This is a genomic window from Pseudomonas sp. LBUM1645, from assembly GCF_059716185.1.
The window spans coordinates 4,045,601-4,060,037 of sequence record NZ_CP166811.1; the positions used below are offsets into that span (position 1 = coordinate 4,045,601).

Consider the following 14,437-nt stretch of genomic DNA (forward strand, 5'->3'; position numbering starts at 1 on the left):
AAGCCCTGCCCATTTCAGAGTTTGGCGATCGAGACTTCAGTGGATTTGACGAAGGCAATAACCTCGCTCCCCACTTTCAATTCAAGATCGCGCACTGAACGGGTGGTAATCACCGAGGTGACGATGCCGGAGGCGGTTTGCACATCGATTTCGGAGACCACTTCGCCTGTCACAATTTCCTTGATGACACCCTTGAACTGGTTGCGGACGTTGATCGCTTTGATGGTCATGATGAGGCTTCCTGTCTGATGTCGAATACATCCGCACGGATGTGCAGGCCTTCAAAATGAACCTCCCGGATCAATATTAAAAGGAATATATATTGATTTGCTTATTCCTCAATCGAATATCAAGTCCACCCAGCATTTACCAAAGCGCCACGGTATAGCTGACGATCAGGCGGTTCTCATCCAGATCATTACCGAAGTTCGAACGCACTGACGCGTTGCGCCATTTGAGTCCGAGCCCTTTCAACGAACCGTCCTGCACCACGTAAGCGATATCGGTGTTGCGCTCCCATTCCTTGCCTTCACCCGGCGCAGTGCGTTGCACATTGTCGCCAGAGATGTAGCGGGTCATGAAGGTCAACCCCGGCACGCCGAGTGCGACAAAGTTGTAGTCGTAGCGCGCTTGCCAGGAATGTTCGTCGATGTTGGCGAAGTCACCGATCTGCACGAAGTTGACCAGGTACGGATCGCTGCGCCCGATATACGGAAACGGATCGTCGCCGCTCATGCGCTGATAACCAAAGCCCAACGCATGACCGCCCAGGCTATAGGTGAACAACGCGCCCAAGGCCTGGTTGTCGATATCACGAAAGTTGCCGTCTTCGGTACTGCGCGCATAGCGTACGTCGCTCTTGAGCGACTGGCCGGAGCCCAGATCCAGCGTGTGCACAAGCCCGAGGTAGTTTTGCTGATAGATATTTTCCAGCTGGCCGTAGCGGTATTGCGCGGTCAGGTTCGGCAGGAACTGATAGTCCGCCCCGGCAAACTGAAACTTGTCGCTTAGCCCGCCGATGCGGTTGGCGGTCATGTCCTGATAGTCGGTGGAGTCGACAAAATTGATCTGCGTGAGCTGACCGGCCGTGAGCTTCAAACGATCGATTTCCTGCACATTCACCAGGCCACCCTTGAACGTGCTCGGCAACAGGCGGGTATCGTTGGAATTCACCACCGGGTCCTTGATCTGCAACGTCCCGAACTTCAGGGTGCTGTTGGACACGCGCATTTTGCCCGTCAGGCCTAACTCGCCATAGCGATCCTGTGAGCCGCCGGACAAATCCGGTGGCAACAGATTAGTCCCCGCCGTCCCGCCACCGGAGTCCAGCTTGAAACCGGCCATGCCCAAAACATCCAGGCCAAAACCAAACATGCCCGCGGTGTAACCCGACTCCATCCGCAACAGAAAACCCTGCGCCCATTCCTCGGCCTTGTCGCGCGAACCGTCCTGGCGAAAATCACGGTTGAAGTAGAAGTTGCGCGCTTCCAGGCTGCCTTTACTGTCCGCGACGAAATCCGCCTGAGCGGTCGGTGCACAGAGCAGACTCAGGCCGAGCAATGTGCCAACCGGGGCGCACCCATTGAATGGGCGGGTGCGAGCCGCTTTTGAAGGCACGTGGACAGTCATGATTTTTCCCATGGAAAAGGTTCCTGCGGCAGCAAGCGAAGATGACGGACACGCCTCATTGTTTTTTTGTAAAGGCGTTGTCGTGGGGGGCGGACGCAGTGACCTGCGTCGTGGGGCGGATTCTTCGTGCCGGGGCAGAACGGCGTCAAACGGGAAAAAGACGAGGTTATGCATAAGAAAATTTGATGCCCGCGATGGCAGACTCTGGAGTAACAATTGCAACTCGCCCCTTCATTACAAGATCCACAAGCGCCAAGGGAACCGCCATGAACCTCAAATTCCTCGAAACCTTCGTGTGGGTCGCCCGCCTGCAAAGCTTCAGCCTGACCGCCGAGAAAATGTTCAGCACTCAGGCAGCGATCTCCAGCCGGATCGCCGCGCTGGAAGATGAGTTGGGTTTGCGCCTGTTCGTGCGCGATTCTCGCGGGGTGTCGCTGACGCCCGAAGGTCTCAAGGTGCTCGACTACGCCGAGCAAATGCTCGAGGTTCAGCGTGCGCTGAAACACTCGCTGGACAACACCAGCCCGCAGCAGGGGTTGGTGCGCATCGGCGTGATGGATACGGTGATCCACACCTGGCTCAGCCCGTTGATGTCGACCCTGATGCAGACCTTCCCCGCCGTCGAAATCGAGATCACTGCCGACGCCGCGCGCAATCTCTGCGAACAACTGCAAAAGGGTTATCTGGACATCGTTTTCCAGACGGACCTGATCCGTCACGAAAGCGTGCGCAACCTCGAACTGGCGCACTACCCCATGCACTGGATTGCCGCCAGCAACTCGATCTACGCCCGGCCTTATGCCTCGCTCACCGAGATGGCCGGCGAGCGCATCATCACCTTCGTCAAACACTCACGACCGCATCAGGATGTACTCAACCTGTTGCACGCCCATGGCATCGGCGCTCCGCGCGTCAGTTGCGTCAACTCGGTGTCGGCCATGACCCGGCTGATTCGTGACGGCTTCGGTATCGGCGCCTTGCCGGCGGCACTGGTGGCCAAACCCCTGGCCAGCGGCGAGTTGATCCAGCTGGATCCCGGCAGCCGCTTGCCGCAACTGGATGTCGTGGCCTCGTGGCGTGCGGGGGTCGGGCTGGAACTGATCGAGAACATCGTCGAGATGAGCCGCCAGGTGGTCTGCCAATACGCTGCGGATGTCGGCCCGTTACTCATGGTGGCGGCGCCGGGCCTGGACAACCGACTGCCCCCTGAATAACTTTTAGTTGTCTCGGGGCAACAACATTCCTTGTTGGACGGCATCACCGCGGTTTTCTAAAAAGGGTCAACGAACCTGCCGAGATGCCATGATGAATCAGCCCGCCCCGTCCTTCGAACAACTGCAGCGCAGCACCCCTCTCGCCCTGCGCCAAAGCATCGCCGCCGGGCACTATCAGGGTCACACCAGCGGCCTGGGGCAAGGCCGGGTGCAAGCCAATATCGTGATATTGCCCAGCGATTGGGCCGATGAGTTCCTCAGGTATTGCACCCTCAATCGTCAAGCCTGCCCGTTGCTCGACATAACCGAACCGGGCGATCCGTATTTCCGCAATCTCGGGGCAGCCATTGATATTCGCCACGATGTGCCCCGATACAGGGTCTATCGCCATGGCGAACTGAGCGAAGAACCGCTGGATATCGAGCACCTTTGGCAGGATGACCTGGTGGCCTTCGCCATCGGCTGCTCGTTCTCCTTCGAACAACCGCTGCTGGATGCCGGCATCCCCCTCAAGCACATCGATCTGGGGCGCAATGTCGCCATGTACCAGACCAACATCGACACGCGCCCCACCGCTCGCCTCGGTGGCAAGCTGGTGGTGAGCATGCGGCCGATGAAAGCCGCTGCCGCCATCCAGGCCATTCAAATCACCGCGCGCATGCCCAACGTCCACGGCGCCCCCGTGCACATCGGTGACCCGTCGCTGATCGGCATCCACGCGCTCGACACCCCGGACTATGGCGATGCCGTTCCCATTGAAGCTGACGAAATACCGGTATTTTGGGCGTGCGGTGTGACGCCTCAATCGGTGGTGCAGGCCTCACGCCCGCCACTGTGCATCACCCATGCGCCCGGTTGCATGCTGGTGACGGATTTGTACAACAGCGCTTTGTAAAGGCGTGGGTGTGCTTGAGTTCAGTGGATTGTGCCGGAACGAAAAAAGGGGCTGAAGCCATAACCCAATCAGTTAAGGAACGACACAATCCGTAGCAGCTGGCGAAGCCTGCGTTCGGCTGCGAAGCAGTCGTGAAATCAGACGATGCGGTGTTTCAGGAAGACCGCAAACGCAGGTTTTACGACTGCTGCGCAGCCGAACGCAGGCTTCGCCAGCTGCTACAAGGTTTGCGTTGCGGCTGATGCAGCAGTCGAAGCCTTGTAAAACCACTCAATGTAGTCAACGATGCAATTGGCCTTCGTTCCTTGTTTTGTGCCATGGACCCTGCCCCATTTCCTGAATGTTCAGGACTAAAGTTCGCGCACATTACCCACAAAAGACCTGGTGACAGCAGAACCGACTATCCTTTCGGACAGTGAACGCTGCACTCTTGGCAAAAAGGGACGCCATGCCAGACCTTGATCGCGCCATCGGCTCCAGACCCGAGCTACTCTGGATGGCTTCAATTACAGTTTTCTGTCTTTTCACGGCAACTCCCGGATTCGGCCAGAACCTGCCAACCGCAGCGGGTGTCGAAAACGCCACGGTTACGGTGATTCAAGCGCAGGAAATCGTTTCCAAGGCCACTCTCGAAGCTGTTCGCTGGAGCGGCCCTGAATCCGGCCCGCCAGCCCCGCGGGGCAAGAGCATCGCCTTTGTCGCCGAAGATTTGCGTAATGGAGGCATTGTCGGTGTCGCGCAGGGCGCTCGCGAGGCAGCCAAGGCGATGGGCTGGACGCTGAAGATATTCGATGGCGCTGGATCATCGGCCGGGCGCGCGAAGGCCTTTTCTGATGCCCTGGCAGCGAAACCCGACGGCCTCATTCTGTGCGGCTCCGATGCCCTTGAGAACAATGCGGCGCTGATCCTCTTCGCCAACAAGGATGTGCCGGTGGTTGGCTGGCACGCCGGAGCAAGACCCGGGCCGATTGACGGCACGCCGGTGGCCATGAACGTCACGACCGACCCGCTCGAAGTGGCTCGCCTCACGGCCATGGCGGCGGTGGCACAGTCAAACGGACAGGCCGGCGTGGTCATCCTGACCGACTCCAAGTACAGCATCGCCATGGCGAAAGCCAAGGCCATGGAAAACGTCATTCGGGCCTGTCGGGAATGTACGTTGCTGGAAGTGCGCGATGTCGCGATCTCCGAAAGTGGCGAGAAGATGCCGGCGATCACCAAGGAGCTGCTTCAGCGCTATGGCAAGCGCTGGACCCACACGCTGGCCATCAACGATATCTATTTCGACTACTCGATCGCCTCATTGACCAACGCCGCAATACCCAGCGACGGCATCAGTCTGTTGTCTGCCGGTGATGGCAGCGCTTCGGCTTTCTTGCGCATACAGGCAAAAACCTACCAGACCGTCACCGTGGCCGAGCCGCTCAACCTGCATGGCTGGCAAGTGATGGATGAATTGAACCGGCTGTTTGCAGGTCAGCCGGTGAGCGGCTTCGTCGCGCCGATTCACCTGGTCAATGCCGACAATATCGCCTTCGACGGCGGGAAGAAATTCCAGTACGACCCTGACAATGGCTATCGAGACATCTATCGCCACCAATGGAATCCCTGAGATTGGACGTTATTTCCCGGCTCGGACGCCGGCTATTGCCGCAATCGCTACGCGCACAGTTCACACTGGCGTTTCTGACGCTGGCGCTGCTGATCCTGGCGAGTGGTGCAACGGCGGTCTATGCCTTGCGCACGTCAAACAACGCCACCCGCCAGCTGACGGATGAACGACTGGTCCGCATGCAAGATGGGCAAGACATGCTGCAGCGTACCTTGCTGATCGAACGCCAGACCGATCAGCTTCTGACAACCCGCTCCCCCGACACCCTGCGTTCAAGCTATGCAGCGACCGTCGAACAGCTTGAAGCCCTTGATCAACTGGTGCAGCAGCTGACTGCCTCGAACAGTGGCGTGGCGATACTCGACATGCATCAGTCGAGTCAGATGTTCCGCAATACCGCCAACATCGTTGCGCAGCTGCGAGAAAGCCTGCTGCAAACCGAGGTCACCTTCGAGCAAACCATGGAGGATCGCACCACCCGGTTAACCGCGACGCAGATCCGGGCCAACCTGGAACTGGCGGTGTTGCTTTTCGATCTGCCGCAGACTGTTGACAGTGATGCCGTGCAACGGCTGCGGATCCGCTATGAGCGCCTGTCACGCACCGCGGGCAAGTTACCCGACGCTGATGTGGAGACGCCCGATCTCTTCTCCCTGCGCCTCAGGCTCATCAATCAGCACAACGTCATACAGCGCTTCAATGAGGAACTGAAGAATGAGGCCGGGGTTCTGGTCGCGGTGGCCCGTGCGCAATCCAGTGCTTACACCGAAGACTATCGCGAAGCCCTGCAGCGCCTGGTCGAGGCCTCAAATCGTAGCCAGCAATGGGTGCTGATCATGTTGGGCGCCAGCCTGGTGTTCGCCTGGTTCGTGACCCGGGTCTTCATGGGCCGTCATGTCCTCGTGCGCCTGAATGAAATCAGCCGGCAATTGCGTCAGGAACACACTGACAAAACGCATTTGATGATGGCGGAACATGGGAAGGACGAGATCGGCAACATGGCTCGCGCGGTGAATCAATTCCTCAAGGACCGACTTCAGCTGGAAAAAAGAACGGTCCAATTGAGTATCGCCACCGAGCGGCTCGCCCTGCAAAACAGCCGATTAGAGCAAGAAGCCGTCATCCGTGCCGGACAACGTCATGTCCTGGAGCTGATCGCCAGGAGCACCGAGCTTGCAGAAGTCCTCGACAGCCTGGCTCACCTGGTGGAGTCCCAACTGAAGGGGATGATGGTGTCCATCCTGGTGCTGGATGAGGATGGCAAGCACCTGCTGCACGGGGCTGCCCCCAGTTTGCCGAAAGCCTATAACCAGCTCATTGACGGGATTGCGATCGGTCCGAACGTCGGTTCATGCGGCACTGCGGTGTATCGACGAGAACCGGTCATCGTCACGGACATCGAGCTGGATCCGCTGTGGGAGGAGTACCGTTCAGCCGCTGCGCCCTATGGATTTCGCGCCTGCTGGTCGACGCCGATTCTGTCCCATGAGCGAAAGGTATTGGGTACGTTTGCCTTGTATTCCAACACCGTACGCAGCCCCAGCTCGACCGAGACGCGACTGATCGACATGGCGACACCGCTTGCCGGCATTGCGATAGAGCGCCAGCTTACCGAAAAGCGCATTCGCTATATGGGCGACCATGACGCACTGACCGGGCTGCCGAATCGCACACTGCTCGAAGACCGCCTCAAGCAGGCAATACTTTATGCTCAGCGCTACAACCGCCTGGTGACGGTGGTGTTCCTCGATCTGGACAAATTCAAACTGGTGAATGACAGCCTTGGGCACAGTGCAGGAGACGAACTGCTGAAAACCGTCGCCCAGCGCATGCTGGAGTGTGTACGCCGCACCGACACCGTCGTGCGACTGGGTGGCGACGAGTTTGTGATCGTCCTGTTCGACCAGCCCTCTGACCTCGACGGCGTTACTCCAGCCCTGCACAAAATCCAGGAAGCCATCCTGCGGCCGATTCAGCTCAGCGGACATACACTCCACGTCACCTGCAGCATGGGGTTGGCCACCTACCCTGCCGACGGCAGCGATACCGACACGTTGCTCAGCAACGCGGACGCCGCCATGTACCGGGCCAAGGAGCTGGGTCGCAACAGTTACCAGTTCTATACGAGCGAGATGAAGAACAAGGTTCAGGGCAAGCTCGCCATGCAGGACGGGCTTCGAAACGCACTCAACCATGACGAGTTCCGGCTGCTGTACCAGCCACAGGTGGATTTGCAGTCAGGTCAGATTATCGGCGTAGAGGCACTGATCCGCTGGCAGCACCCCGAGTTGGGCATGGTGTCTCCAATCAAATTCATTCCGCAGGCCGAAGAGACCGGGTTGATCGTGCCCATCGGCGACTGGGTGATTCATGCCGCGTGCAGACAGAACAAGGACTGGCAGGATGCGGGCTGGCCGCCGATCACCATGTCGGTGAATATTTCAGCACGCCAGTTCATCGAAAGGGACCTGATCGACCGGGTGAGGCATGCCTTGCAAGAAACCGGACTGGACCCGATGTACCTTGAGCTGGAGCTGACCGAAAGCCTGATCATGCAAGACCTTCAGCAAGCCATCAGCAAAATGAAGGAACTGCAATCAATGGGGATCAGTCTCTCGATCGACGACTTCGGCACCGGCTACTCCAGCCTCGCAGCGTTGAAAAGCTTTCCGATCGCGAGACTCAAGATCGACCAGTCTTTCGTGCGCGATCTGCCCGACAACGAGAACGACAAAGCCATCGCCACCGCGGTGATTTCGTTGGGGCACAAACTGAACCTCAAGGTCATTGCCGAAGGTGTCGAAACCGAAGAGCAACAAACCTTCCTGCGTGAAAACGGCTGCGATGAAATTCAGGGCCACTTTTTCAGCAGAGCGGTCAGCGCAGAGGAAATCAGTCTGTTACTGCGTACGCCCCGGGTGCCGCAACCGAACCGTATTGCGAGCCCTGACTCGACAAGGCGAAAACGCGATGTAAAACGCCCAAGCAGTCCAATGCCCGGGCATTAATACTGCGCAGGACCCAACCCCAACCTTTCAACAGTAAAATCGCGACGTTGCCGATCGGCGCCAGTGCCGCATCGCGGCTGTTAGTGACGGGTAGCTATCGGCCAAAAGCTGCCTGTCGATTTCGTCTGAGGAAACCCAGACGATCTGTCTCTTGCAGCGCCTTGTTATAAGACGTCGAGTTGTCCACGAAACCAGGGGGCAAACCTCATCCAACAAACAGTATGCCCAGGCACTGATCGGCCAAGAGTATCCGATCAAACTGTAAGTGCGGCCACACAGTGCTGGTGGCAGCTGTAAGTGCCAAACGAATGCAGATGCGCTACAACAATACATAGAACTCTGGGGTCGTCACAGGCAGCGAGCGAATGTGAATGAAACACAAACTCTGCGTCGTTAGGTTGGTTCGGTTCGCATCCGCTTCGCTCATCGTATTGGCCCCCGGTGCAGTCGCAGAGGATCTCGAACCCAGGTCCTACGCCAATACGCCGGTCGGTATCAATTTCCTGCTCATAGGCTACAGCGATCTCCATGGCAACGTGACGGCCAATCCCTCAATCCCGCTCCAGGATGCCAAGCTCAACATCAAGACTGTCGTGTTTGCCTTTGCCAGATCCCTGGACGTCTGGGGCCGCTCGGGGAAGTTCGATATCGTCGTGCCTGAGGCAAAATTGACGGGCTCTGCTCTGCTCGCCGGTGAACCCAAGGAGCGCAACGTTACTGGGTTGATCGATCCAAGATTCCGGTTTTCGGTCAACTTATATGGCGCCCCCGCGATGTCCCTGGCTGAATTCCCCAGCTATCAACAGGATGTGATTATCGGCGCCAGCCTGGCGATCACGGCGCCACTCGGCCAATACGACACTAGCAGGCTGGTAAATCTCGGCAACAATCGCTGGTCATTCAAGCCTGAACTCGGGATTTCCAAGCGCCTGGGGCAAGTGACCCTGGAATTATCCGGCGCGGGAACCTTTTACACCGACAATGACGAGTTACTCGGCGACCATGTACTTTCCCAGAACCCGATTTACCAGGTACAGGGGCATCTTATCTATGCCTTTAGCAACGGTGTTTGGGCTTCGCTGGATACGACCTACTTCGCTGGCGGGAGTAGCTCAGTCGATGGGGCCAGTAACCACGATTTTCAGGAAAACACACGCTACGGATGCACCCTCACGCTACCGTTGAACCGGAACTATTCGCTAAAGCTGAATGCGAGTAAGGGCGGGCATACCCGCACGGGCAGCGAATACGATGTCATTGGCATAGTCTGGCAGTATCGCTTCGGTGGAGGGCTTTGAAACATAGGGTTTACGCTACATTCCATATACGGACGATTGCGGAGGAACCAGGCCACGCCGCAACTGCTGTGGAACATCGGTGTGCCGTACGACAGCAGCGCTGTTTCGGATGACAACCCAACTTTTACCGTGCCCTTGGGCGAATCCTGGCGCATTGCGGCCGGAGCCACCTATGCTCTGAACAAGGTCACCGACATCAATGTCAGCTGGGCCATTGTCTGGCTCGGCGACATGCCGGTGGACTAGACCAAATCCACGTCGGGTATTCGAACTTCCGGTCAGTTCGACAATGCCTGGATTCAAGCCGTGGCCAGCAACATGACTTGGCGCTTCTAATGATCTCCTACCGAAAAAACGACTTAATCCATGGAGCACACACCACTATGAACTTGTCCCGAAAACTGTTTTAGCGGGATAGTTGGTCTTCGTTCGTAAATCCTCCAGTTGTTACGAGAGCCTGATGGCCCTCAACCAGCGTTTCGCCAGCGAGAACAAACCGGCGGTCGTCCTCAAGGAGGCACCGGAGTCTCTAGAGGACGAAGATCTGATCGAGATGCTGAGCGCCGGCATGATTCCTCTCATCGTCGTGGACAAGCACAAAGCGGACTTCTGGAAGAAGGTCTTCCCGGCTATCACGGTGCATGATGACGTCGCGTTACGCACCGGCGGCGAGATTGCGTGGGCGATTCGCAAGGACAGTCCGCAGTTGCAGGCCGCCACCAACGATTTCATTGCTCGTCACGGCCAGGGGACCACCATCGGGAACATGCTTCTGACGCGTTACTTGAAAAACGCAAAATATGTGAAGGACTCCGGCTCCGAGTCTGAACGCCAGAAATTTATCGCATTGCGTTGTTGTAGACGTCCCCGCCAATGAAAACCAGCTCCCAATAGCGCATCGACCTTGCGATAAGAAAACATTATTCGTCCTCGATAAAAACAATCGAAGCCAAGCCGTCCCTGGCAGGTACCCCTGGCACGTGTCTCGTTACCAGCCCTGGCAATCAAAAGCTGCCGTTGAGCTCAATCCGTGACATCTGCTCGGGGTAGTAGCGCCGAGCTTGTTCAGCCGAGATGTAGTCGTTTTTGATATCGTCCTGAATAGCCTCCAGGCTCCGCGCTTTTGTCGGCCCCCAACCACCGCCGTTGGCAGTGACCAGACGCAGCAAATCGCCTTTTTCAAGCTCCACACGATTGGCTCGACTGAAGCGCTCGGTCGGCCCCTGCGCGCGAATTACTTCGGCGTAGTTGCACGAGCCTTCATGACCCGCGTCAATGCCCCACGGTGGGGTGATGCCACGTCCGAAGAATGTCGACACCCAAGCTTTCGGCGACAGGATCCGATAATCGAGCATGACCCCTCTTCCGCCACAGTGACGCCCCGCGCCCCCCTCTTCATGATGAAAACCATAGCGCTCGACTAATACTTCATAACAACGTTCGGTCAACTCGACCGGAATATTGCTGGTTTCACCATTGCCCACACAGAACTGACCGCTCTCTCCGTCCTTGTCATGCCCGGCGCCCCAACCGCCAACCAACGGCTGAACCATAAGGTACTCATCGTTGGTAATGGAGTTGCGCCCGTTCAATACCATTGAGCACACGGAACCGAGTTGCCCTGCGATCAAGCGATCCGGCAGCACTTGAGCCAATGCCCGACGTATCACATCGGCCGCCGCTACCATTGACTCGAAGTAAGCAGACACCGGCGCCGGACGCTGAGCCGTGCAGATGGTGCCAGGCGGACAGATCACTTCGATTGGACGGAAACACCCGGCATTGGCCGCAATACCAGGTCGCACAACTCCCATGAACACTTCTCGTACCGCTGACTGCAGACCGCACAAGGTATTGTTGATCGGCCCTTGCGCTTGCAGGCTTGACCCAGTGAAATCAGCCACGAAGCGACCTTCACCGATCTCGACTTTGACTTTCACCGTGAACGGCCCGTTGCCCAGCCCGTCTTCGTCGATGACGTCCTCGGCATAAAAAACGCCCCTAGGCAGGCCTGCAAACGCCGCCAGCGTCATCGCCTCGCCGTGCTCGAGCAACCGCTCGATGGCATCAAGGGTGGTTTCCTCGCCATACTTGGCCACGATCGACAACAGCCTCCGCTCCCCCACGCGCAACGCAGCTGCGCAAGCATGCAGGTCGCCCAGCGTCATGTCAGGCAGGCGGACGTTGGCAGCAATGATGTCCACCACAGCCTGATTGATCCGCCCACGGTCATAAATGCGTACGGTAGGAAACTGCAAGCCTTCCTGGTAAATCTCCGAGGCATCGGAACTGAAGCTGCCGGGATCCTTGCCACCCACCTCCGTCCAGTGAGCCTTGTTGGCCGTCCAGGCGATCAGGCGCTCCTTATGGAAAACCGGCATGATCATCGAGACATCCGAAAGATGTGTGCCACCGCCGCCGTAAGGGTCGTTGGTGATGAACATGTCGCCCGGCAAAATATCGGTCAGCGGGAATTTCTCCATCACGCTGCGTACGGCGCCATCGAGTGTGCCGATAAAGCCAGGAATGCCGTTGCCTTGGGAAATCAACTGTCCTGTCGCATCAGTAAGACCAATGCCGTAATCCAGTGCTTCATAGATAATCGGGCTCATGCTGGTGCGCTTGAGGGCAATGAACATCTCTTCGCCAATAGCAACCAAGGCGTTTTTGATGATTTCGCGGGTAAATGGATTGGCGTTGCTCATGCCGAAACCTCCTGCGCGTTGATATGGATGTGAAGGCCACCGTACGAATCAACTTCAAGCCGATCGACCGGGCGAACGACTGTCGTGGTGGTCGCCTCTTCGATAATCGCCGGACCATCGATTCGCATACCGCTGAGCAGTGCCGAGCGTTGGTACAGGGGCGTCTTGATAGGTTGTTCAGGCTCGAATTCGACCCAGCGCCGTCCACTCAACGCAACTTCGGCTGTAGTCGAAGTACTCACACCTATGGGCGCCATGGGCGATTTGGGTACTTCGCCAAATGCCACCAGATGGAGGTTGACGACCTCGATCGGTAACTCCAGCCGGAAGGTGTAAGCCTGTTCATGCTGCGCGTGAAAGCGCTCGAGTATTGACGGCAACTGCAGCTCATCAAGGGCGACTTTTACGGTGTGTTCCTGGCCGGAATAACGCGCATCGATGTGCCATTCGAAACGGAGCTTTTCGCGCGGCATACCGTCGTCGGCAAATTGTGCTTCGGCAGTGGCCTGAAGACTGGCAAAAGCCCTGGTCAGGCCAGACAACCCTTCGTCATCGAGCAGTTGCAGGTGGGTCTGTATGTAATCGCGGCGGGAATCGAGCATCAACATGCCCCACGCCGAAAAGACACCGGCGAACGGCGGAATGATGACTTTCGGAATACCAAGTTCCGCAGCCAGAGCAGTCGCATGCAATGCCCCGCCACCGCCGAATGCCATGAGCGCGAAGTCACGAGGATCATGACCACGGTTGACCGAAATCAACTTGAGCGCATTGACCATGTTGGCATTGGCGATTTGCAATACGCCATGGGCCAGCAGTTTGGCCGATACGCCAAGCTGCTCTCCCAGTTTCGCAAAAGCCTTTTCCACCCCTTCGACATCCGGTTTGATTTCGCCACCGGCGAAGTCATCCGGATTGATCCGGCCCGTATAGAGGTTGGCATCGGTGGTCGTCGGTGCCATGCCGCCTCGACCATAAGCGACCGGCCCTGGCGTGGAGCCTGCACTTTGCGGGCCTACACGCAGGCTACCCGCCGCGTCGACCCACGCCAGACTGCCACCGCCATTGCCGATTTCAACGATGTCCACGACAGGTGTCATGATCGGATAACCGGCACTGATCGCGGTTTTCTCGATTACGTAATCGTTGCTGATGTCCACCTTGCCGTCATGGATCAAGGAACACTTGGCCGTTGTGCCGCCGATATCCAACGCCAGCAACTGGTTTTCCCCGATCAATTGGCCGTAGGCCTGCGCCCCGAGAATGCCACCGACCGGCCCGGACTCCACCAGGCTGATCGGATCCTGCTTGGCCGCATTGACCGGAGAAATGCCGCCGTTGGACTTCATGATGAAGGGTGCCGATTGCAGCCCTTTATCTGTCAGGTGCGTGGACAGATTATCCAGATAGTCTCGCGTAGCAGGCATCACATAAGCCGACAACACCGTGGTATTGGTGCGTTCATATTCACGCAGTGCACGGCTGACCTGATGCGAAGCGATGACCGCCACTTGCGGCCACAACTCGCTCACGGCAGCCATCAATTGCTGTTCATGCACGGGGTTGCAATAGGCATGCAGCAGGCAGATCGCGATCGCTTCGACGCCCTCCCCGCGCAAGGTGTCGAGTATGGCTGGCAGGGCTTCAAGGTTCAGGGGGGTGACCACTTCACCGCGATAATTCAAGCGTTCACAGATTTCCAGACGCAGATGACGCGGCACGAAAGGCGGCGGTTTGCGGTAGTAGGTATTGAAAATATCCGGAGTATTGCCCCGGGCAATCTCCAGCACATCGCGAAATCCACGGGTGGTCAGCAAGGCGGTTTTGACACCCTTGCGTTCGGTCAGGGTGTTGATCACCACAGTCGAGCCATGGGCGAAAAACTCGATATCGGCGTAACTGACGCCACTTTTGGCGACCGCATTGAGCAGTCCCTGTTCAAAGTTCGGCGGTGTGGTGTCGGCCTTGACCGCGTTGATCACGCCGTTTTCCAGGTAAACCAGGTCAGTAAAAGTGCCACCGATATCGGTAGCCACACGGATTGTCATAAGTCCTCCGGCAGTCACGCAAAAGCCG

10 protein-coding genes and 1 pseudogene are annotated in these 14,437 nt (G+C 57.5%); 7 read left to right on the forward strand and 4 right to left on the reverse strand.

Annotated features, from left to right (window positions below; all coding sequences use genetic code 11):
* Nucleotides 1-14: 14 nt before the first annotated feature.
* Together ACA079_RS18090 and ACA079_RS18095 are read right to left on the reverse strand one after the other, a co-directional pair.
* On the reverse strand, nt 15-230 hold the full coding sequence (locus ACA079_RS18090) for a TOBE domain-containing protein (protein ID WP_008145745.1): 216 nt from the start codon (nt 228-230) through the stop codon (nt 15-17).
* 136 nt (nt 231-366) lie between these two features.
* Nucleotides 367-1,629: an OprD family porin gene (locus ACA079_RS18095; protein ID WP_497700329.1), complete on the reverse strand. Its 1,263-nt coding sequence runs from the start codon at nt 1,627-1,629 to the stop codon at nt 367-369.
* Between the two features lie 266 nt (nt 1,630-1,895).
* On the opposite strand from ACA079_RS18095, the gene ACA079_RS18100 reads away from it, so the two are divergent.
* From ACA079_RS18100 to ACA079_RS18130, 7 genes and pseudogenes are all read left to right on the forward strand, one after another.
* On the forward strand, nt 1,896-2,843 hold the full coding sequence (locus ACA079_RS18100; protein WP_497700330.1) for a LysR family transcriptional regulator: 948 nt from the start codon (nt 1,896-1,898) through the stop codon (nt 2,841-2,843).
* A gap of 91 nt (nt 2,844-2,934) precedes the next feature.
* Nucleotides 2,935-3,738, forward strand: coding sequence for a putative hydro-lyase (locus ACA079_RS18105; protein ID WP_497700331.1), 804 nt, complete (start codon nt 2,935-2,937; stop codon nt 3,736-3,738).
* A 496-nt stretch (nt 3,739-4,234) separates the two neighbouring features.
* On the forward strand, nt 4,235-5,350 hold the full coding sequence (locus tag ACA079_RS18110; RefSeq protein ID WP_497700332.1) for a substrate-binding domain-containing protein: 1,116 nt from the start codon (nt 4,235-4,237) through the stop codon (nt 5,348-5,350).
* Entirely contained in the window at nt 5,338-8,358 is a 3,021-nt protein-coding gene (locus ACA079_RS18115) for an EAL domain-containing protein (protein ID WP_497700333.1), read from the forward strand. The genes ACA079_RS18110 and ACA079_RS18115 overlap by 13 nt, the downstream gene beginning before the upstream one ends.
* Before the next feature lie 371 nt (nt 8,359-8,729).
* A complete protein-coding gene (locus ACA079_RS18120) occupies nt 8,730-9,656 on the forward strand; it encodes a transporter (RefSeq protein ID WP_497700334.1) in 927 nt (308 codons plus the stop codon).
* 48 nt (nt 9,657-9,704) lie between these two features.
* Nucleotides 9,705-9,992, forward strand: a pseudogene (locus ACA079_RS18125) (outer membrane protein transport protein); the annotation flags it as partial.
* Nucleotides 9,993-10,116: 124 nt separating this feature from the next.
* Nucleotides 10,117-10,533 carry a type 2 periplasmic-binding domain-containing protein gene (locus ACA079_RS18130; protein ID WP_497700335.1) on the forward strand — a complete coding sequence of 139 codons (417 nt, stop codon included), beginning with the start codon at nt 10,117-10,119 and terminating at the stop codon, nt 10,531-10,533.
* Nucleotides 10,534-10,660: 127 nt separating this feature from the next.
* Here the strand turns inward: ACA079_RS18130 and ACA079_RS18135 are convergent, their stop codons facing one another.
* The gene (locus ACA079_RS18135; RefSeq protein ID WP_497700336.1) at nt 10,661-12,361 is read right to left on the reverse strand and encodes a hydantoinase B/oxoprolinase family protein; all 1,701 of its coding nucleotides are present in this window, start codon (nt 12,359-12,361) and stop codon (nt 10,661-10,663) included.
* Nucleotides 12,358-14,409, reverse strand: a complete 2,052-nt coding sequence (locus ACA079_RS18140; protein WP_497700337.1) for a hydantoinase/oxoprolinase family protein — start codon at nt 14,407-14,409, stop codon at nt 12,358-12,360. Before ACA079_RS18140 ends, ACA079_RS18135 begins: the two co-directional genes overlap by 4 nt.
* Between the last annotated feature and the right edge of the window lie 28 nt (nt 14,410-14,437).

What these genes read in the sequence shown, in the direction of transcription:
- ACA079_RS18090 (WP_008145745.1), bottom strand. Translation starts at nt 230, where the DNA reads ATGACCATCAAAGCGATCAACGTCCGCAACCAGTTCAAGGGTGTCATC.
- ACA079_RS18095 (WP_497700329.1), bottom strand. Translation starts at nt 1,629, where the DNA reads ATGACTGTCCACGTGCCTTCAAAAGCGGCTCGCACCCGCCCATTCAAT.
- ACA079_RS18100 (WP_497700330.1), top strand. Translation starts at nt 1,896, where the DNA reads ATGAACCTCAAATTCCTCGAAACCTTCGTGTGGGTCGCCCGCCTGCAA.
- ACA079_RS18105 (WP_497700331.1), top strand. Translation starts at nt 2,935, where the DNA reads ATGAATCAGCCCGCCCCGTCCTTCGAACAACTGCAGCGCAGCACCCCT.
- ACA079_RS18110 (WP_497700332.1), top strand. Translation starts at nt 4,235, where the DNA reads ATGGCTTCAATTACAGTTTTCTGTCTTTTCACGGCAACTCCCGGATTC.
- ACA079_RS18115 (WP_497700333.1), top strand. Translation starts at nt 5,338, where the DNA reads ATGGAATCCCTGAGATTGGACGTTATTTCCCGGCTCGGACGCCGGCTA.
- ACA079_RS18120 (WP_497700334.1), top strand. Translation starts at nt 8,730, where the DNA reads ATGAAACACAAACTCTGCGTCGTTAGGTTGGTTCGGTTCGCATCCGCT.
- ACA079_RS18130 (WP_497700335.1), top strand. Translation starts at nt 10,117, where the DNA reads ATGGCCCTCAACCAGCGTTTCGCCAGCGAGAACAAACCGGCGGTCGTC.
- ACA079_RS18135 (WP_497700336.1), bottom strand. Translation starts at nt 12,361, where the DNA reads ATGAGCAACGCCAATCCATTTACCCGCGAAATCATCAAAAACGCCTTG.
- ACA079_RS18140 (WP_497700337.1), bottom strand. Translation starts at nt 14,409, where the DNA reads ATGACAATCCGTGTGGCTACCGATATCGGTGGCACTTTTACTGACCTG.